We start from the raw sequence: 17,732 nt of genomic DNA, 5'->3' as shown, positions 1-17,732 counted from the left end.
CCCAACCGCCTTCTTCTCCGCCGTGGCCCTCGCTGCCACCGTCATCTTCTGGCTGTGATCAACGAGTCCTGACCCTAGGTCACCCTTTTGTCGCATCGGGATCGCGAACGGCGCTAAACAGCTTCCAGCAAAAGATAGTCTCGGCACCGCAGGAGCAATGCGAGCGGGCGATCTCGTTCATTCTCAGTTTCTCGAGGGGCGTCTTCGGGAACCGGCGTTCCTCGCCGCACTTACAGGTCAAATAGACCGCGCGGACCCCGAAATTGATGTTATCGCCCTCGATTTCGACCTCATAGCTTTCGTTGCAAGCCGGGTTGATGCAGTGGATGACCTTGCCGGCCGACAGCTGCTCGGAGCGGCGCTTGACGAGTTGACCGCATTTGCAGGTGAACGAGACACCAGGACCGAAGCCGTTCGAAGTCATGGTTCCGGTCGCAATCCGTTCGAACTCGATCAGCGCTTGCTCGACCTTGGCGCGGATTGCGCTGGCGCTGCCAAATTGCGTGACACCGACATCGCTCGATTTTGGCAACGAGACATGCAGCGCGGTATTCGAAAGGGCATTCCAGAGCTTGGCGAGGCGCGCGCCATCGAAGCCCTGCTGCGTTCCGAGCGGAACATAATCCTTCTTCGTCAAGTCTTCACCTTCCGCGGCGGGCTGGGTGCTGATGCTTAGCGTGTAGGTCGAGGCGACATGCGGATCGACATCCTCCTCGATGAGCTTGATCACGAGATGCGGCTGCCAGCGGCGAACCTCATCGTGCGATATATAGTCGTGCGCTCGCGCCAGCCGGTCATAGCAGATACGCTCGATGGCAAGGCGGCACTCGAGCGCGGCATAGGTCAGCGAGCGGTCCGACCCGTCAGCCAGATGCCGTTTGATGGTGTCGATTGTGTCGTGAAGGTCGATCATGGCGTCGCAACCTAGACGCGCTTCCTACACGAGCACCAGCTACGTCGCCCTGGGACCGAGTTAGTAACTGACTGCTGGCGGAGGTCCTGACCGTTGTTCTCGGTTTTCGCTCCTGTTTTGGTCGACATCATGAACAAACGTCCGCTCACGCAGTCTTTGCGCTCGTAAGCGGACTGTCGGCAATCCACCAGTTAGGGACGTCCGAACACCTTCATCCCTCGGCAACGGTAATGTTGCCCGCAGCCGCCGCTGACCCGCGCTCGCAAGCCCGGTTCAGCGGACCACCCAGTCCGAGCCAACGCAAACCCACCCACACACCCCGCAAACGCAAAAAGCCGGCGCTCCCGCACCGGCTTCCCGCATCACCACCAAAAACCCTAAAACTACTTCGAGCGTTCGACCTGCTCGAAATCCAGTTCCACCGGCGTGGCGCGGCCGAAGATCGACACCGACACCTTGACCTTGGACTTGTCGAAATCCAGCCCCTCGACGGTACCGTTGAAGCTGGCGAAGGGGCCTTCCAGCACCTTGACCGCGTCGCCGATCTCGTAATCGACCTTGACCTTGGTCTTCGGGGCGGCTGCGGCCTCTTCCTTCGACTGGAGCATCCGCGCGGCCTCGGCCTCGCTGATCGCCTGCGGCTTGCCCATCGCGCCCAGGAAGCCGGTCACCTTCGGCGTGTTCTTGACCAGGTGGTAGACCTGATCGTTCATGTCGAGCTTCGCCAGCACGTAACCGGGCATGAACTTGCGCTCGACCGCGATCTTCTTGCCGCGACGGGCCTCGGTCACGGTTTCGGTCGGGACCTCGATCTGCTCGACCAGCCGGTCGAGACCCATCCGGGTCGCCTCCGCCATGATCGAATCGCGGACCTTGCCCTCGAAACCAGAATAGGCGTGGATGATATACCAGCGGGCCATGCCAGTCCTTACTGCGCGAGCTTGAGAAGCGCGGAAACCACCGCGTTGAAGAACGAATCCACCCCCAGGAAGAACAGCGCGAGGATCGTGGTCATGATGACGACCATCAGGCCGGTCATCCACGTTTCCTTCCACGTCGGCCACGTGATCTTCTTACGCTCGGCCTGGACCTGGTTGATGAATTCGATGGGGGTCGTCTTCGCCACGTCTGGATTTCCTGTGTGTTCGTTCGTGATGAACGACCGATCGCGGGACATGAACCCGCCACCGCTTCCTCACCTGGAGGAACCGGCGCGCGCACATCCTCGCTGTCGGATGGGATGTGCAGATAACCGCGTGATCCACCGAAGGCAAGGCCGGGCGATGCAACCTCCGTGGCTGCGAACGTGGAAAGGCCGCCGATCCGTGGATCGGCGGCCTTCCGTTCGCCCGCTGCCGGCCGTCCGACCGGGCGGACCCGGTAGGTGGGTCAGGCGAACCGGACGGTGGTCCGCACGGCGCGACGACGGCGCAGCGTGCCCCCGGCGATGCCGACGCCCGCGATCATCAACGCCCACGACGCCGGCTCCGGCACCGCGGTCGGCTCGAAGTTCAGCGTACCGGCATAGGAGCCGCCTGCCGTGCCCCAGGTGCCGTTGACCGTGATGACGTGCTCGCCCGCGGTCAGGTCGGTCCACGACAGCGTCTGCAATTCCGTCCCGTCCGTCAGGATCACGTCGAACGCCTTGTCGTCGAGGAAGACCGAGGTCAGGTCGACGTCGAGGCCCGCGTTGAGCGCGATCGATCCGATCAGCCCGTTCGCCAGACCATCGGGAACGGTGAAGATGTACCGGTCGAAGATGGTCCCCGATCCCGTGCCGGTATTCCCGAAGTCGGTCGAACTCGTTCCCGGCCCCACCGTCAGGAAGAAGTCGGCGGCGAAGGCCGGCGTGGCCATCAGGCTGGTGGCTGCTACGGCAGCAAGCCAAGTCGTCGTTTTCATGGCAGTCCCCTGTAACCCTTTGATTAGGGCAACGGAAACCTACCCAGCGCCACCGGGCGCAACGTTAACCTGGTTTTACCGGTCGATGTCGCCGCGGCGAGCGATGCAGCATTTGAGGAAAGGCGGACCGATTGATCGGTCGCGTCATCGCGCCGGGGTTGGCAGGGTTGGGGTCGGCAGGGTCGGGGCGGGCAGGGTGAAGGCCGGCGAATAGTCTGTCATCGTCATGAAGACGCTGTCGACCTTCGCCACCAGCTTGCCGTCCGCCTCCGACGCGGCCGCGACCGCGCGCCATTCCGGATCGCTGCCGAACGCCTTCCACGAGTCTTCGCGCGCTGCCCGGCTCGGATAGGCCAGGACATAGATGACGCGACCATCGGGATAATCCTTGGATGGCTGTTCGTTCCAGTAGGCGACATTGGTCATGCCGTGCCGCGCGAACAGCGCCAGCGTATGCTCGCGGAAACGGGTATTGAGCGCCGCGAGTTTTCCCGGTGCCGGGTAATAGGTCCGCAACTCGTAGATCGCGGTGCGCGGATCGAGCGTAGCACCCTGCGCGGGTGCCGATCTCGCGCCGGCGACCGATGGGGATGCGGCGATCGTGCCGAACGCGACGCAGGCGAAGGACAAACAGGCATAGGCGGTGGCGCGCATCGATGGACTCCGTTGGACCCACGCCGTGGTGGCACAGTCTGCCGCGCCCTCGCCAGTGCTTTGTTCGGTAGGGATATTCTGTCGGCGGGGCTGCGGACTGCGACGCCTTGGCCGGGTACCAACAGGCACCCTGGTCCCGTTCTGGGACAGGTAAGGGGGCGTTCGCCCGTCGCGCCCGGATGAGGGCCGGTTTACCAGAGGAAAGAACCGCAATGAATTGATATTGAACGAATGCCGAAGCTGGACTGGTGGGCGGGCGTGTGCCTGTGTCGAATGAACGCGGTGCGCGGGGCGGGCGATACCCTGCTGGCGCGCGGGCAGCTATGCGAGATGCTGGCGCGGGCGAAGGAGATCGATCCCGCCGAACAGCCGCGACTCTTCATCGTCTACGAACTCAGCGACCGGCGGTTGAACTGGAGCCGCATGCAGGAACTGATCGCGCGCCCCGATTTCCCCATATTCATCTAAAGACAGGTTAGGTTCGCCCGGTCCGCAAAAACGTAGGATAACGCGTCCGCAGATCGCGATTGCGCGGTCGTCCGTGCTGCGCCACCCCTGCCGTGACGGCACGAAATGGGGCGCTAAACCGTTGTACTGGAACGCTGATTTTGAAAGTGCGCGGTGGGCGGGGACCGACCTGATCTTCGATGCGGTGACGGAGACGGGAACGGTGCGCTGCCTAGTGCGGGCGCAACGACTGCGCGACACGGTCCAGCGTACCGGACCCGAAGTGCTCTCGTCGAACCTGCCCCTGTTGCGCAGCGAACTCGCTCATCGGTTCACGACGTCGCGGCCGGGCGACACCGTCACCCTCGACTGACACCGTCCGGTTCATGCTCATCGCGGTGGCGGTCATGGCTGTCCGGGAACGACCGTCCGGATAATGGCAGGGGAGCTCGGACTCGAACCGAGGGCCTTCGGTTTTGGAGACCGACGCTCTAACCAACTGAGCTACACCCCTACACCCTACAACCCACCCCCGCCCTCTGAAAAGGCAAGGATTCGGATGCGAGTGAGCGGACTATTTGCCGCGTCGCTTCCAACATTGCAAGAGCGCCGAGCATCGCAAGCTGCTCGGTGCCGTTGCCATAGGCCATGATCCCGAGGAAGGACCCTGCCTGCACCAGTGCCGCGGTCCAGCGATCACGGCTGGATCCGACGACTGCCCACGCGAAGATCAGCACGTCGGACACGTAGAAGAAGCGTTCGTGCATGTGCGGCAGCAGGCCCACCGTCAGCATCGGGGCGAGCGCAGCAGCGGCGAGCAACCGTCGTCGCTCGATCGGGCGTCGGACTATCCATGAGACATACGCGACCGAAACCACGATCGCAGCGATGTTGGCGATGCGCGCTGCGACGACGACGTCCAGTCCAGGCATGGCCTGGAGGATCGCCCAGATATTCGGCGCGTTACGCGATAATTCGGGGTAGAAGGTCGTCCGCCGAAAATACACCATTGCCAGATCGCCGACCGGCCAGCCTGCGAGCGCTGCCGGCAGGTTCGCCAGCGCGAGAGCGGCCGGGGCGAGCAGCCACCAGTGCAGCGGCACCCGCCGCTGGATGGCGACTGCCAGAAAAAACGGTGCGATCAGGATAGCCTGCAGCTTCACGGCGACGGCCAGCCCGCACCACAGGAACATCGACCGGTGCCGATGCTGCCACGCGGCAGCGACTGCCATGACTGTCGGCGCGGCGTAGAGCGCATCGCATTGCGCCATCAGAGCGGTATTCATCAGCACGCCGGGCAGGAGCAGTGCATAGAGCGCGTGCCGTTCGGGATGAGGGGCGTTCATGGCGCGCAACAGCCGCCAGACCGCCCCGGCCATCAACAACGTGCCGCTCAGCGACACCAACTTCACGATCGTGTCGGACGGTACGATCCCGACCAGCGGCGATGCCAGCGTCAGCAGGTAAAGATAGGGCGGCGCGTAATCCCCGAATGGTGCCGAAAAGGCGCGGGCAGGACCTAGTTTGGCGATATGTCCCAGCCAAGGGGTGAAACTTCCCTCGACATCGCTGGTCATGATCGGCCACAGCAGCAGGTACAGCGCCGCGCCGATCGCCGCGACAGGCAGGTGGCGCGCGAACGCCGTCGTCGGAGTGGGCGGGTCGGGGTCGAGGATAGGCGTGCTCATGCGCCCGCCTCTGCGCCGATGTGGTTAACGCTTCGTCAATGGCGGGGGCACCGCCGCGGGAAGAGAGTCCCGTTGACCGCTGAGGAGCACCCGCGTATAGGCCCGACCGCGTCCGTTGGATCATCCCGCGGAGGCTTGAACATTGCTGGATGCGGATCGCGGGCCGGGTGGTGCAATCCACCTATGCCCCTTTTTGTATTCTTAGGTGCTGTGACGGCTCCAGCAAAGTAACCCAGTCAAGAGGTGAAGGCTTCAATGCCCACGATCAACCAGCTGGTCCGCAAGGGCCGCGACCCGCAGAAGGCCAAGTCGAAGGTCCCTGCGATGGAGCAGAACCCGCAGAAGCGCGGCGTCTGCACACGCGTCTACACGACGACCCCGAAGAAGCCGAACTCGGCGCTGCGCAAGGTGGCGAAGGTTCGCCTGACCAACCAGCGCGAAGTCATCAGCTACATTCCGGGCGAAGGCCACAATCTTCAGGAGCACTCGGTGGTCCTGATCCGCGGCGGCCGCGTTCGCGATCTTCCCGGCGTTCGCTACCACGTCCTGCGCGGCGTGCTCGATACGCAGGGCGTCAAGGATCGTCGCCAGTCCCGCTCCAAGTACGGCGCCAAGCGTCCGAAGTAAGCCGGTTGGCCTCCTCCGCAGGGGCTCGACCATCAGGCTGAAGTTAGAAAGGTTTTTGAAATGGCACGTCGTCGTCGCCCAGAGAAGCGCATCATCCTGCCGGATCCCAAGTACGGTGATGAGGTTCTCTCCAAGTTCATGAACTCCGTCATGTATGACGGCAAGAAGTCCGTCGCCGAGCTGATCGTGTACGGCGCGATGGAGACGGTCGAGCAGCGCGCCAAGCGCGAACCGCTCGGTGTGTTCCATGACGCACTGAACAACATCAAGCCGGGCATCGAGGTGCGTTCGCGCCGTGTTGGTGGCGCGACCTATCAGGTCCCCGTCGAGGTTCGTCCGGAGCGTGCTCAGGCGTTGGCGATTCGCTGGCTGATCACCGCTGCTCGTGCGCGCAGCGAGAACACGATGGCGGCACGGCTGTCGGGCGAGCTTCTCGACGCGTCGAACAACCGCGGCAACGCGGTCAAGAAGCGCGAAGACACGCATCGTATGGCCGAAGCCAACCGCGCCTTCTCGCACTACCGCTGGTAAGGCGGCGCTGGTAGGCTTGGAAGCCTCAGACCTGTAACCTATATCGTGGGGAGCCGGCGGAAGCTGCGCTCCCCACATCGCTAAGGAAACCACGATCATGGCCCGCAGCCATCCGCTCGATCGCTATCGCAACATCGGCATCATGGCGCACATCGACGCCGGTAAGACGACGACGACGGAGCGCATCCTCTACTACACCGGCAAGTCCTACAAGATCGGCGAAGTGCACGAAGGCACGGCGACGATGGACTGGATGGAGCAGGAGCAGGAGCGCGGGATCACGATCACGTCCGCCGCGACGACGTGCAAGTGGCGCGCCGAAGAGGGTAAGGGCGAAGAGCACCTCATCAACATCATCGACACGCCCGGCCACGTCGACTTCACGATCGAGGTCGAGCGTTCGCTGCGCGTGCTCGATGGCGCGGTCGCCTGCTTCGACGGCGTTGCCGGCGTCGAGCCGCAGTCGGAGACCGTGTGGCGTCAGGCCGACAAGTACGGCGTGCCGCGCATGTGCTTCGTTAACAAGCTGGATCGCACCGGCGCCGACTTCTACTTCTGCGTGAACTCGATCATCGAGCGCCTCGGTGCGCGCCCGGCGGTTCTGTACCTGCCGATCGGTATGGAGGGGGGCTTCAAGGGTCTGGTCGATCTCGTCGAGAACCGCGCGATCATCTGGCTCGAAGAGAGCCTGGGTGCGAAGTTCGAATATCAGGACATCCCGGCCGATATGGCCGAGAAGGCTGCGAAATATCGTAGCGACCTGATCGAGATGGCCGTCGAGCAGGACGACGACCTGATGGAGGCCTATCTCGAGGGCAACGAGCCGAGCACCGCCGACCTGAAGAAGCTGATCCGCAAGGGTACGCTCAGCATGGCGTTCGTGCCGGTCGTGTGCGGCTCGGCATTCAAGAACAAGGGCGTGCAGCCCCTGCTCGACGCCGTGGTCGACTATCTGCCTTCGCCGCTCGATGTTCCCGCCATTCAGGGTCTGAAGCTCGACGGCGTAACGCCCGACGAGCGTCCGTCGTCGGACAGCGAACCGTTCTCGGCGCTGGCGTTCAAGATCATGAACGATCCCTTCGTCGGTACGCTGACCTTCGCGCGCATCTACTCGGGCAAGCTCGAGGCGGCGTCGCAGGTCACGAATTCGGTCAAGGACAAGAAGGAAAAGGTCGGTCGCATGCTGCTGATGCATGCGAATAGCCGTGAGGACATTCAGGAGGCTTTCGCGGGCGACATCGTCGCACTGGCGGGCCTGAAGGATACGACCACGGGCGACACGTTGTGCGCGATCGGCGATCCGATCATCCTGGAGCGGATGGAGTTTCCCGAGCCCGTCATCGAGCTGTCGGTGGAGCCCAAGACCAAGGCCGATCAGGAGAAGATGGGCGTCGCGCTCAATCGTCTCGCTCGCGAAGATCCCTCGTTTCGTGTGTCTTCTGACCCCGAATCGGGCCAGACGATCATCAAGGGCATGGGCGAACTTCACCTCGAAATCCTCGTCGATCGCATGAAGCGTGAGTTCAAGGTCGAGGCGAACGTTGGCGCGCCGCAGGTCGCCTATCGCGAGTATCTCGCGAAGAAGGTCGACATCGACTACACCCACAAGAAGCAGTCGGGCGGCTCGGGTCAGTTCGGTCGCGTCAAGCTCACCGTCATTCCTGGTGAGCGTGGCACGGGCTTTCAGTTCTTCGATGAGGTCAAGGGCGGCAACATCCCGAAGGAGTACATCCCCTCCGTCGAGAAGGGCATGCGAGAGACGGCGGAATCGGGTTCGCTGATCGGCTTCCCGATCATCGATTTCGAAGTTCACCTGTACGACGGTGCGTACCACGACGTCGACTCGTCGGCGCTGGCGTTCGAAATCTGCGCCCGCGGTGCGATGCGCGAAGCGGCGCAGAAGGCCGGCATCAAGCTGCTCGAGCCGATCATGAAGGTCGAGGTCGTGACCCCTGAAGATTATCTGGGCGACGTCATCGGTGACATGAACAGCCGTCGTGGCCAGATCCAGGGCACCGACAGCCGCGGTAATGCGCAGACTGTCGAGGCAATGGTTCCGCTGGCTAACATGTTCGGCTACGTCAATCAGCTGCGTTCGTTCACGCAGGGTCGTGCGCAGTACTCGATGCAGTTCTCGCACTACGACGAGGTTCCGACCAACGTCGCCGACGAGATCAAGGCGAAGCTGGCCTAATCGTCGATCGGGCGCGGAGCGGGGTCCCGTTCCGCGCCGGGCTGGCGCAACCCGAAAACAGTCGCTATGGGGCCGCGTTCGCGGTGCACCGGATGCGGCAGCGGATTCGAATCAGAAGGTAGGAAGAAATGGCAAAGGCGAAATTCGAGCGGAACAAGCCGCACCTCAACATCGGCACCATCGGTCACGTCGACCATGGCAAGACGTCGCTGACGGCCGCAATCACGAAGGTGCTGGCAGAGACGACCGGCGGTACCGCCGTCGACTTCGCCAACATCGACAAGGCTCCGGAAGAGCGTGAGCGCGGCATCACGATCTCGACCGCGCACGTCGAGTACGAGACGACGAACCGCCACTACGCGCACGTCGATTGCCCCGGCCACGCCGACTATGTGAAGAACATGATCACCGGCGCGGCCCAGATGGACGGCGCGATTCTGGTCGTGTCGGCTACCGATGGTCCGATGCCGCAGACTCGCGAGCACATCCTGCTCGCTCGTCAGGTCGGCGTGCCGGCGATGGTCGTGTTCATGAACAAGGTGGATCTGGTCGACGACGAGGAAATCCTCGAGCTGGTCGAGCTGGAAATCCGCGAGCTGTTGAGCTCGTACGAGTTCCCTGGCGACGACATTCCCATCATCAAGGGCTCGGCGACCTGCGCGCTGTCCGGCTCGAACGACAAGTTCGGCAAGGACGCCGTCCTCGAGCTGATGGCCGCCGTCGACGACTACATTCCGCAGCCGGAGCGTCCGCTCGACAAGCCGTTCATGATGCCGATCGAGGACGTGTTCTCGATCTCGGGTCGCGGTACGGTGGTCACTGGCCGCGTCGAGACGGGCATCGTCAAGGTCGGTGAGGAAGTCGAGATCGTCGGTATCCACCCGGAGGTTCGCAAGACCACCGTCACGGGCGTCGAGATGTTCCGCAAGCTGCTCGACCAGGGTCAGGCCGGCGATAACGTTGGTGCGCTGATCCGCGGCGTCGCTCGTGACGAAGTCGAGCGTGGCCAGGTTCTCTGCAAGCCCGGCTCGATCAAGCCGCACACCGACTTCTCGTCGGAGGTGTACGTGCTGTCGAAGGAAGAGGGTGGCCGTCACACGCCGTTCTTCGCCAACTATCGTCCGCAGTTCTACTTCCGTACGACGGACGTGACCGGCACCGTCGAACTGCCCGAGGGCACGGAGATGGTCATGCCCGGCGACAACGTCTCGCTCGGCATCAAGCTGATCGCGCCGATCGCCATGGATATCGGCCAGCGTTTCACCATCCGTGAGGGTGGACGCACGGTCGGCGCCGGGGTTGTCAGCGCCATCACCAAGTAATATAGGCTAGCGCCTTGCAAGCGGCCGGCTCCGGGCAACCGGGGTCGGCTGTTCGCTTTTAGTAGAGGCTCCGTTCGCGGGGCAGGGCGGGTTCCACCGCCGGCTCGACATATTCGACGTATCAACCAGCAAGAGGCGGCCATGCGGCTGTCGTCCGGCGTTCGGCCGGTCACGATCGCATGAGACGCCCCGCTCTTTCGCATCGGTAGGGATCATGGACAGCAACATCCGCATTCGTCTGAAGGCGTTCGACCATCGCGTGCTCGATCAGGCGACCGGCGACATCGCCGACACGGCCCGCCGCACCGGCGCGCTTATCCGCGGTCCGATTCCGCTTCCGACGCGCATCGAAAAGTTCACGGTCAACCGTGGCCCGCACATCGACAAAAAGTCGCGTGAGCAGTTCGAGGTCCGCACCTACAAGCGGATGCTCGACATCGTGCAACCGACGCCGCAGACTGTCGACGCTTTGATGAAGCTTGACCTCGCAGCAGGCGTTGACGTCGAGATCAAGCTCGCCTAAACGCGTGCATCCTCGCTGCGGTAGACGAATCGTCCCGCAGCGGTGATGTGTGAGATACCGCCGGCGGCCTCGGTTGCCGGGACAGCGTCTCCCGTCTGTTTCTACAGCCTCCCGTTCGGGAAAGCGCAGGAACACCAGCCCGGGACGGGGGCTCGCTTCGCATTTCCGGGTTAGGAATTCCATCGAGGGTTTTCTTCGACGGGTCCGGCACGCACCGAAGGAATGGTCCTCCGGTGCCTCTGTGAGGAGTATGGATCATGCGTACCGGCGTGATCGCGAAGAAGTTGGGGATGACCCGCCTGTTTCAGGACGACGGCCGCCACGTGCCCGTCACCGTCTTGCAGCTCGAAGGGCTTCAGGTCGTTTCCCGTCGCGAAACCGATACCGATGGCTACACCGCCGTTCAGCTTGGTGCTGGCGTTGCGAAAGCCAAGAACGTCGCCAAGCCGCAGCGCGGCCACTTCGGCAAGGCCGAGGTCGAGCCAAAGGCGATTCTCGCCGAGTTCCGTGTGACCGAAGACAATCTCCTCGATGTCGGTGCCGAGCTTGCGGCGGATCACTTCGTGGCAGGCCAGCTCGTCGACATTCAGGGTCGCACACAGGGTAAGGGCTTCGCCGGCGGCATGAAGCGCTGGAACTTCGGTGGTCTGCGCGCGACGCACGGTGTCTCGGTTTCGCACCGCTCGCTCGGTTCGACCGGTCAGCGTCAGGATCCGGGTCGCGTCTTCAAGAACAAGAAGATGGCCGGCCACATGGGTGATAAGTATCGCACCCAGCAGAACCTCGAGATCGTCTCGACCGACGTCGAGCGTGGCCTGATCTTCGTGAAGGGCTCCGTGCCTGGATCAAAGGGTGGTTGGCTGTTCGTGAAGGACGCGGTGAAGACCGCTCGCCACGCCGATGCGCCGATGCCCGCCGGTCTGAAGACCGCCGCCAACAACAACGCTGACGCCGCACCCGCGCCGGAAGCATCCACCGGCCAGGAGGGCTAAGAAGTGAAGGTCACCGTCAAGTCCTTCGCCGGTACCGACGGTCAGGACATCGAGCTCAACGACGAGGTCTTCGGCCTCGATCCGCGCGCCGACATCCTGCACCGTGTCGTCACCTGGCAGTTGGAAAAGCGTCGCGGCACCGCCCGCGGCACCCGCGAGCGCGCCGATGTCGCACGCACCGGCAAGAAGTTCGGCCGTCAGAAGGGCGGCGGTACGGCACGTCACGGCGATCGCCGCGCTCCCGTCTTCATCGGCGGTGGTAAGGCTCATGGCGCCCGCGTCCGCGACTTCAACCCCGGCCTGAACAAGAAGGTTCGTGCGCTGGGTCTGAAGATGGCGCTGTCGAGCCATGCCAAGGCCGGCTCGCTGTTCGTCATGGACAGCCTCTCGGTCGAGGGTAACAAGACCAAGACGCTGAAGGGCGATCTCGCGAAGCTCGGTTGGGGTAAGCGCGCTCTGGTCATAGACGGCGACGCCGTCGAGACGAGCTTCGCACTCGCCGCTGGCAACCTTCACGAAGTGGACGTGCTGCCGGCAGCCGGCGCTAACGTCTACGACATCATCAAGGCAGACACGCTGGTGCTCACGCGCGCCGCGGTCGAGAAGCTGGAGGCGCGCTTCAATGGCTAAGCCGCAGAAAGCCGCGATCGACAACCGTCACTATGACGTGATCGTCGCGCCGCACATCACCGAGAAGACGACCCTGCTCAGTGAGCACAATGCGGTCGTGTTCAAGGTCGCTCACGATGCGAGCAAGCCCGAGATCAAGGCGGCCGTCGAGGCGCTGTTCAACGTCAAGGTTCTTGGCGTGAACACGATCGTCCAGAAGGGCAAGACCAAGAAGTGGAAGGGCGTGCCCTACACGAAGTCCGACGTGAAGAAGGCGATCGTCACGCTCGCCGACGGTCAGTCGATCGACGTGACGACGGGGGTCTAAGGGATCATGGCACTCAAGCAGTACAACCCGACGAGTCCGGCCCGCCGCGGCCTGATCCTTGTCGACAAGTCGCAGCTCTGGAAGGGCAAGCCGGTCAAGGCGCTCGTCGAGGGCAAGAACAAGACCGGTGGCCGCAACAACAAGGGCCACGTCACCAGCCGCGGCATCGCGGGTGGTCACAAGCAGAAGTACCGCTACATCGACTTCAAGCGTCGCAAGTGGGATGCTGAGGGTACGGTCGAGCGGCTGGAGTATGATCCCAACCGCACTGCGTTCATCGCGCTCGTCAGCTATGCGGACGGTGAGCAGGCCTATATCATCGCACCCCAGCGTCTGGCGGTCGGTGACAAGGTGCTCGCGGCGAAGAAGACCGACGTGAAGCCGGGCAACGCCATGGAGCTGGGTCAGGTCCCGGTCGGAACCATCGTCCACAATGTGGAGATGAAGCCGATGAAGGGTGGCCAGATAGCCCGTTCGGCCGGCACGTACGTGCAGGTCGTGGGTCGCGATCGCGGGATGGTGATCGTCCGCCTGAACTCGGGCGAGCAGCGTTACATCCACGGTGAGTGCATGGCGACGGTCGGTGCGGTGTCGAACCCGGACAACCAGAACCAGAACCTCGGCAAGGCCGGGCGTTCGCGCTGGATGGGCAAGCGTCCGCTGACCCGCGGCGTCGCCAAGAACCCGGTCGACCATCCGCACGGCGGTGGCGAAGGCCGGACCTCGGGTGGCCGTCATCCGGTTACGCCCTGGGGCAAGCCGACGAAGGGTGCGCGCACCCGTCACAACAAGTCGACCGACAAGATGATCATCCGGTCGCGTCATTCGACGAAGAGGAAGGGCTAACTCATGGCTCGTTCAGTCTGGAAGGGCCCGTTCGTCGAACTGAGCCTTCTGAAGAAAGCGGAAACCGCGCAGGATGCCGGTGGCCGTGCACCGATCAAGACCTGGTCGCGTCGTTCCACCATCCTGCCGTCGTTCGTCGGTCTGACGTTCAGCGTCTACAATGGTCGCAAGTTCGTGCCGGTATCGGTCAACGAGGACATGGTCGGCATGAAGCTGGGTGAGTTTGCGCCGACGCGCTACTTCCCGGGTCACGCGGCCGACAAGAAGGGCAAGCGCTGATGAGCAAGCCAGTCTCCCCCCGCAAGGTCGGCGAGAAGGAAGCCCTCTCCGTCGGCACGCAGATCCGCGGCTCGGCGCAGAAGCTGAACCTGGTCGCCGGTCTTATCCGGGGCCGCAAGGCGTCGGACGCGATGAACATCCTGGCCTTCTCCACGAAGGGCATGGCGGTCGACGCGCGCAAGGTTCTGGCCTCGGCCATCGCCAATGCCGAGAACAACCACAACCTCGACGTCGACGCGCTGGTCGTCGCCGAGGCGTCGGTCGGCAAGTCGATCACCATGAAGCGCTTCGCGACCCGCGGCCGTGGCAAGTCCACCCGCATCCTGAAGCCGTTCAGCCGTCTGCGCATCGTCGTGCGCGAGCAGGAAGAAGCGTAATGGGTCACAAGAGCAATCCGATCGGGATGCGGTTGCAGATCAACCGTACCTGGGACAGCCGCTGGTTCGCCGAAGGCGCGGACTATGGCCGTCTGCTGCTGGAGGATCTGAAGATCCGCCAGTACATCATGAAGACGCTGCCGCAGGCGGCGATCTCCAAGGTGGTGATCGAGCGTCCGGCCAAGCTGTGCCGCATCTCGATCTTCGCCGCCCGCCCCGGTGTCATCATCGGCAAGAAGGGCACGGATATCGAGAAGCTGCGCAAGACGATCGGGGCGATGACCTCGTCCGACGTCTCACTCAACATCGTCGAGATCCGCAAGCCCGAGGTGGACGCCCGCCTCGTCGCGCAGGGCATCGCCGACCAGCTGGAGCGCCGTATCGCGTTTCGCCGGGCGATGAAGCGCGCGGTGCAGTCGGCGATGCGCCTGGGTGCCGATGGCATCCGCGTGTATTGCGGTGGCCGCCTTGGCGGTGCGGAAATCGCACGGTCGGAGAGCTACCGTGAAGGCCGCGTTCCGTTGCACACGCTGCGCGCGAACATCGATTATGCCGAAGCCACGGCGCACACGTCGTACGGCGTCTGCGGCGTCAAGGTGTGGGTGTTCAAGGGCGAGATCCTCGGCCACGACCCGATGGCGACCGACCGGCTCATGATGGAGGCTCAGACCTCCGGCGTGCGCCCGGCGCGCGACGACCGTCGTTAAGGACTGACACGACATGTTGCAGCCAAAGCGCACCAAATTCCGCAAGGCCTTCAAGGGCCGCATCCATGGCGACGCCAAGGGTGGCACCAGCCTCAACTTCGGCGCCTATGGCCTGAAGGCGATGGAGCCGGAGCGGATCACCGCACGCCAGATCGAGGCGGCTCGCCGCGCGATCACGCGTCATATCAAGCGCCAGGGGCGTTTGTGGATCCGCATCTTCCCGGACGTTCCGGTCTCGTCGAAGCCGGCCGAAGTCCGCATGGGCTCGGGCAAGGGATCGCCGGAGTTCTGGGCCGCCCGCGTCAAGCCGGGCCGGATCCTGTTCGAGCTCGACGGTGTCGAGGGCAAGATCGCCGCCGAGGCGTTCGAGCGCGCCGCCATGAAGCTCCCCATCAAGACCAAGGTCGTTGCCCGTCTGGGCGACACCTCGCACCTCGGAGGCGAGTAATCATGGCCAAGACCGATTTCACCGGCCAGTCCGACGACCAGCTCGGCGAGAGCCTCGGCCAGTTGAAGCGCGAGCAGTTCAACCTCCGCTTCCAGGCGGCGACGAACCAGCTCGAGAAGCCGAGCCGCGTCCGCGAGGTCCGTCGCGACATCGCGCGTATCAAGACCATGCAGGCCCAGCGCTCCGCCGCTGCGTCGGCCAAGTAAGGATTTAGGCACATGCCGAAGCGCGTGCTGACCGGCCTGATCGTCTCCGACAAGGGCGACAAGACCGTGGTTGTGAACGTCGAGCGCAAGGTCAAGCACCCGCTCTACGGCAAGATCATCCGTCGCTCCAAGAAGTACCACGCTCACGACGAGAGCAACGAGTACAAGCAGGGTGAGACGGTCCGGATCGAGGAGGTCGCTCCGATCTCCAAGCTGAAGACCTGGAAGGTGCTCGATCGCGTCAACACGCATGCGACGCCCGAGCGGGTTGACGTCGACGCCTGAACCCCGCGTCACCCGGTAGATTCCGGGATCGCAAAAGGTTCGGATGTGATTCGAAGTCCCTGGTTCAGGCCAGGGCGACGGCGGGGAAGGGCGTTGCTTTTTCCCCGCGGGGCGGTTATCGGACCGCTCCCCCTGGTTCGGGCCGCGCCCGTGCCGGGGGTCATTGTTTTAGGCGGGTGCCGGTCAGCAATCGGCCCCAGATGAAGAGAAGGGATACGGATCCATGATCCAGATGCAGTCCAATCTCGACGTCGCTGACAACAGCGGCGCGAAGCGGGTGCAGTGCATCAAGGTGTTGGGTGGCTCGAAGCGCCGCACGGCATCGGTCGGCGACATCATCGTCGTCAGCATCAAGGAAGCACAGCCCCGCGGCAAGGTGAAGAAGGGTGACGTGCATCGCGCCGTCATCGTCCGCACCGCCAAGGACATCCACCGTGCCGATGGCTCGACCATCCGCTTCGACGGCAACGCCGCCGTCCTGGTCAACAAGAACGAGGAGCCGATCGGCACCCGTATCTTCGGCCCGGTCGTGCGCGAGTTGCGCGGCAAGAAGCACATGAAGATCATCTCCCTCGCGCCCGAGGTGCTGTAATGGGCGCCGCGAAGATCAAGAAGGGCGACCGCGTCGTTGTCCTGTCCGGCAAGGACAAGGGCAAGACCGGTACGGTCACCCTGTCGATGCCAAAGGATGGCAAGGTCGTGGTGGAGGGTGTCAACACCGTCGTGCGCCACACCAAGCCGACCCAGGCCGACCCGCAGGGCGGCAAGGTCACGAAGGAAGCGCCGCTTCATGTCAGCAAGGTCGCGCACGTGACCGCCGACGGCAAGCCGACCCGCGTCCGTTTCGAGACGCAGGACGGCAAGAAGGTCCGCGTGGCCGTGAAGACGGGGGACAAGATCGATGGCTGATGCAGCTTACAAGCCCCGGATGAAGGGCATCTACGACGATCGTATCGTCGCGGCGATGACCGAGAAATTCGGGTACAAGAACGCGCTCGAGATTCCGCGGATCGAGAAGATCGTGCTGAACATGGGTGTCGGCGAAGCCACGCAGGACAAGAAGCGCGTCGATCAGGCCGCGTCCGAGATGGAGCTGATCGCCGGCCAGAAGCCCGTCATCACCAAGGCGAAGAAGTCGATCGCGCAGTTCAAGCTGCGCGAGGGCATGCCGATCGGCGTGAAGGTCACCCTTCGTCGGGAGCGCATGTACGAGTTTCTCGACCGCTTCATCACGATCGCGCTGCCGCGCGTTCGCGATTTCCGCGGGCTGAACCCGAAGAGCTTCGACGGTCGCGGCAACTATGCCTGCGGCATCAAGGAGCAGATCATCTTCCCCGAGATCAACTATGACCGCATCGACAAGGTGCGCGGCATGGACGTGATCGTCACCACCACGGCGAAGACGGACGACGAGGCGCGCGAGCTGCTCCGTCTGTTCGGGTTCCCGTTCCCGATCGAGGAAGCCGCCGAAGAGAAGCAGGCGGCCTGACATCTACCCCCTCCCTCCGCTTCGGCGGGGGAGGGCATCCAAGGAAGAGCTTAAGTCCAATGGCGAAACTGAGTTCGATCAACAAGAACGAGCGTCGCAAGAAGCTCGTGAAGCAGTATGCCCCGAAGCTCGCGAAGCTGAAGGCTACGGCCAACGACCAGTCGCTCGACGAGACCGAGCGTCTTATCGCGCGTCTCAAGATGGCGGAACTGCCGCGCAACGCGAACCCGACCCGCATCCGCAATCGCTGCGAGACGACCGGTCGCCCGCGTGCCTATTACCGCAAGTTCCGGCTTTGCCGTATCCAGCTGCGCGATCTGGCCAACAAGGGCCTGATCCCCGGCGTCACGAAGTCGAGCTGGTAA

Annotated in this window: 27 protein-coding genes and 1 tRNA gene; 21 read left to right on the top strand and 7 right to left on the bottom strand. The window is 63.5% G+C overall.

Translation table 11 applies throughout. The annotated features are described in order from the left end of the window. Window positions 1–79: 79 nt before the first annotated feature. The 5 genes from AC0CH8_RS06465 to AC0CH8_RS06445 all read right to left on the bottom strand — a co-directional run bounded on the left by AC0CH8_RS06465 (window position 80) and on the right by AC0CH8_RS06445 (window position 3,469). A complete protein-coding gene (locus AC0CH8_RS06465; RefSeq protein WP_465239146.1) occupies window positions 80–913 on the bottom strand; it encodes a hypothetical protein in 834 nt (277 codons plus the stop codon). Between the two features lie 383 nt (window positions 914–1,296). Continuing rightward, window positions 1,297–1,833: a transcription termination/antitermination protein NusG gene (nusG, locus tag AC0CH8_RS06460; RefSeq protein WP_055845572.1), complete on the bottom strand. Its 537-nt coding sequence runs from the start codon at window positions 1,831–1,833 to the stop codon at window positions 1,297–1,299. An 8-nt stretch (window positions 1,834–1,841) separates the two neighbouring features. Further along, window positions 1,842–2,039, bottom strand: coding sequence for a preprotein translocase subunit SecE (secE, locus tag AC0CH8_RS06455; protein ID WP_055846117.1), 198 nt, complete (start codon window positions 2,037–2,039; stop codon window positions 1,842–1,844). A gap of 263 nt (window positions 2,040–2,302) precedes the next feature. Beyond that, window positions 2,303–2,815, bottom strand: coding sequence for an FxDxF family PEP-CTERM protein (locus tag AC0CH8_RS06450; RefSeq protein WP_204195590.1), 513 nt, complete (start codon window positions 2,813–2,815; stop codon window positions 2,303–2,305). Between the two features lie 144 nt (window positions 2,816–2,959). Further along, entirely contained in the window at window positions 2,960–3,469 is a 510-nt protein-coding gene (locus tag AC0CH8_RS06445) for an NIPSNAP family protein (protein ID WP_465239145.1), read from the bottom strand. A gap of 231 nt (window positions 3,470–3,700) precedes the next feature. Here AC0CH8_RS06445 and AC0CH8_RS06440 point away from each other — a divergent pair, with 231 nt between their 5' ends. Continuing rightward, window positions 3,701–3,937 (top strand): hypothetical protein, encoded by a 237-nt coding sequence (locus AC0CH8_RS06440; protein ID WP_465239144.1) that lies wholly within the window; start codon window positions 3,701–3,703, stop codon window positions 3,935–3,937. Window positions 3,938–4,058: 121 nt separating this feature from the next. Beyond that, entirely contained in the window at window positions 4,059–4,289 is a 231-nt protein-coding gene (locus AC0CH8_RS06435; RefSeq protein WP_465239143.1) for a hypothetical protein, read from the top strand. 64 nt (window positions 4,290–4,353) lie between these two features. Here AC0CH8_RS06435 and AC0CH8_RS06430 read toward each other — a convergent pair. Both AC0CH8_RS06430 and AC0CH8_RS06425 read right to left on the bottom strand, forming a co-directional pair. Beyond that, window positions 4,354–4,430, bottom strand: a tRNA-Trp gene (locus AC0CH8_RS06430). After that, the gene (locus AC0CH8_RS06425) at window positions 4,429–5,604 is read right to left on the bottom strand and encodes a glycosyltransferase 87 family protein (protein WP_465239142.1); all 1,176 of its coding nucleotides are present in this window, start codon (window positions 5,602–5,604) and stop codon (window positions 4,429–4,431) included. The genes AC0CH8_RS06430 and AC0CH8_RS06425 overlap by 2 nt, the downstream gene beginning before the upstream one ends. A 255-nt stretch (window positions 5,605–5,859) precedes the next feature. Between AC0CH8_RS06425 and rpsL the strand changes: the two genes are divergently transcribed. The 19 genes from rpsL to rpsN all read left to right on the top strand — a co-directional run bounded on the left by rpsL (window position 5,860) and on the right by rpsN (window position 17,732). Continuing rightward, window positions 5,860–6,231, top strand: coding sequence for a 30S ribosomal protein S12 (rpsL, locus tag AC0CH8_RS06420; protein WP_019516007.1), 372 nt, complete (start codon window positions 5,860–5,862; stop codon window positions 6,229–6,231). A 60-nt stretch (window positions 6,232–6,291) separates the two neighbouring features. After that, a complete protein-coding gene (rpsG, locus tag AC0CH8_RS06415; RefSeq protein ID WP_204195585.1) occupies window positions 6,292–6,762 on the top strand; it encodes a 30S ribosomal protein S7 in 471 nt (156 codons plus the stop codon). 97 nt (window positions 6,763–6,859) lie between these two features. Continuing rightward, window positions 6,860–8,956 (top strand): elongation factor G, encoded by a 2,097-nt coding sequence (fusA, locus tag AC0CH8_RS06410; RefSeq protein ID WP_204195584.1) that lies wholly within the window; start codon window positions 6,860–6,862, stop codon window positions 8,954–8,956. 128 nt (window positions 8,957–9,084) lie between these two features. Next, entirely contained in the window at window positions 9,085–10,278 is a 1,194-nt protein-coding gene (gene tuf, locus AC0CH8_RS06405) for an elongation factor Tu (protein WP_055845552.1), read from the top strand. Between the two features lie 214 nt (window positions 10,279–10,492). Continuing rightward, window positions 10,493–10,801 (top strand): 30S ribosomal protein S10, encoded by a 309-nt coding sequence (gene rpsJ, locus AC0CH8_RS06400; RefSeq protein WP_007406109.1) that lies wholly within the window; start codon window positions 10,493–10,495, stop codon window positions 10,799–10,801. 257 nt (window positions 10,802–11,058) lie between these two features. Continuing rightward, a complete protein-coding gene (gene rplC, locus AC0CH8_RS06395; RefSeq protein ID WP_204195583.1) occupies window positions 11,059–11,793 on the top strand; it encodes a 50S ribosomal protein L3 in 735 nt (244 codons plus the stop codon). Window positions 11,794–11,796: 3 nt separating this feature from the next. Further along, complete coding sequence (gene rplD / locus AC0CH8_RS06390; protein WP_465239141.1) at window positions 11,797–12,423, top strand: 50S ribosomal protein L4; 627 nt, start codon at window positions 11,797–11,799, stop codon at window positions 12,421–12,423. Then, window positions 12,416–12,730 carry a 50S ribosomal protein L23 gene (locus tag AC0CH8_RS06385; protein ID WP_204195581.1) on the top strand — a complete coding sequence of 105 codons (315 nt, stop codon included), beginning with the start codon at window positions 12,416–12,418 and terminating at the stop codon, window positions 12,728–12,730. The genes rplD and AC0CH8_RS06385 overlap by 8 nt, the downstream gene beginning before the upstream one ends. A 6-nt stretch (window positions 12,731–12,736) precedes the next feature. Then, complete coding sequence (rplB, locus tag AC0CH8_RS06380; protein WP_055845538.1) at window positions 12,737–13,576, top strand: 50S ribosomal protein L2; 840 nt, start codon at window positions 12,737–12,739, stop codon at window positions 13,574–13,576. A 3-nt stretch (window positions 13,577–13,579) separates the two neighbouring features. Next, complete coding sequence (gene rpsS, locus AC0CH8_RS06375; protein WP_204195580.1) at window positions 13,580–13,855, top strand: 30S ribosomal protein S19; 276 nt, start codon at window positions 13,580–13,582, stop codon at window positions 13,853–13,855. Then, window positions 13,855–14,232 carry a 50S ribosomal protein L22 gene (rplV, locus tag AC0CH8_RS06370; protein WP_055845534.1) on the top strand — a complete coding sequence of 126 codons (378 nt, stop codon included), beginning with the start codon at window positions 13,855–13,857 and terminating at the stop codon, window positions 14,230–14,232. The genes rpsS and rplV overlap by 1 nt, the downstream gene beginning before the upstream one ends. Then, window positions 14,232–14,939, top strand: coding sequence for a 30S ribosomal protein S3 (gene rpsC / locus AC0CH8_RS06365; RefSeq protein ID WP_055845529.1), 708 nt, complete (start codon window positions 14,232–14,234; stop codon window positions 14,937–14,939). The genes rplV and rpsC overlap by 1 nt, the downstream gene beginning before the upstream one ends. Window positions 14,940–14,952: 13 nt before the next feature. Further along, a complete protein-coding gene (gene rplP / locus AC0CH8_RS06360; protein ID WP_055845527.1) occupies window positions 14,953–15,387 on the top strand; it encodes a 50S ribosomal protein L16 in 435 nt (144 codons plus the stop codon). 2 nt (window positions 15,388–15,389) lie between these two features. After that, window positions 15,390–15,593 (top strand): 50S ribosomal protein L29, encoded by a 204-nt coding sequence (gene rpmC, locus AC0CH8_RS06355; RefSeq protein WP_055845523.1) that lies wholly within the window; start codon window positions 15,390–15,392, stop codon window positions 15,591–15,593. Between the two features lie 12 nt (window positions 15,594–15,605). After that, window positions 15,606–15,878, top strand: a complete 273-nt coding sequence (gene rpsQ / locus AC0CH8_RS06350) for a 30S ribosomal protein S17 (protein ID WP_055845520.1) — start codon at window positions 15,606–15,608, stop codon at window positions 15,876–15,878. 223 nt (window positions 15,879–16,101) lie between these two features. Next, window positions 16,102–16,470 (top strand): 50S ribosomal protein L14, encoded by a 369-nt coding sequence (gene rplN / locus AC0CH8_RS06345; RefSeq protein WP_017979484.1) that lies wholly within the window; start codon window positions 16,102–16,104, stop codon window positions 16,468–16,470. Next, on the top strand, window positions 16,470–16,787 hold the full coding sequence (gene rplX, locus AC0CH8_RS06340) for a 50S ribosomal protein L24 (RefSeq protein ID WP_204195579.1): 318 nt from the start codon (window positions 16,470–16,472) through the stop codon (window positions 16,785–16,787). Before rplN ends, rplX begins: the two co-directional genes overlap by 1 nt. Further along, window positions 16,780–17,367: a 50S ribosomal protein L5 gene (rplE, locus tag AC0CH8_RS06335; protein WP_211534359.1), complete on the top strand. Its 588-nt coding sequence runs from the start codon at window positions 16,780–16,782 to the stop codon at window positions 17,365–17,367. Before rplX ends, rplE begins: the two co-directional genes overlap by 8 nt. Window positions 17,368–17,426: 59 nt before the next feature. Further along, window positions 17,427–17,732, top strand: coding sequence for a 30S ribosomal protein S14 (gene rpsN / locus AC0CH8_RS06330; RefSeq protein ID WP_055845511.1), 306 nt, complete (start codon window positions 17,427–17,429; stop codon window positions 17,730–17,732).

Source organism: Sphingomonas sp. AC435 (assembly GCF_979253005.1).
The sequence above is the reverse complement of the archived record's forward strand: the minus strand, read 5'-3'. Positions and strand labels throughout refer to the sequence as shown.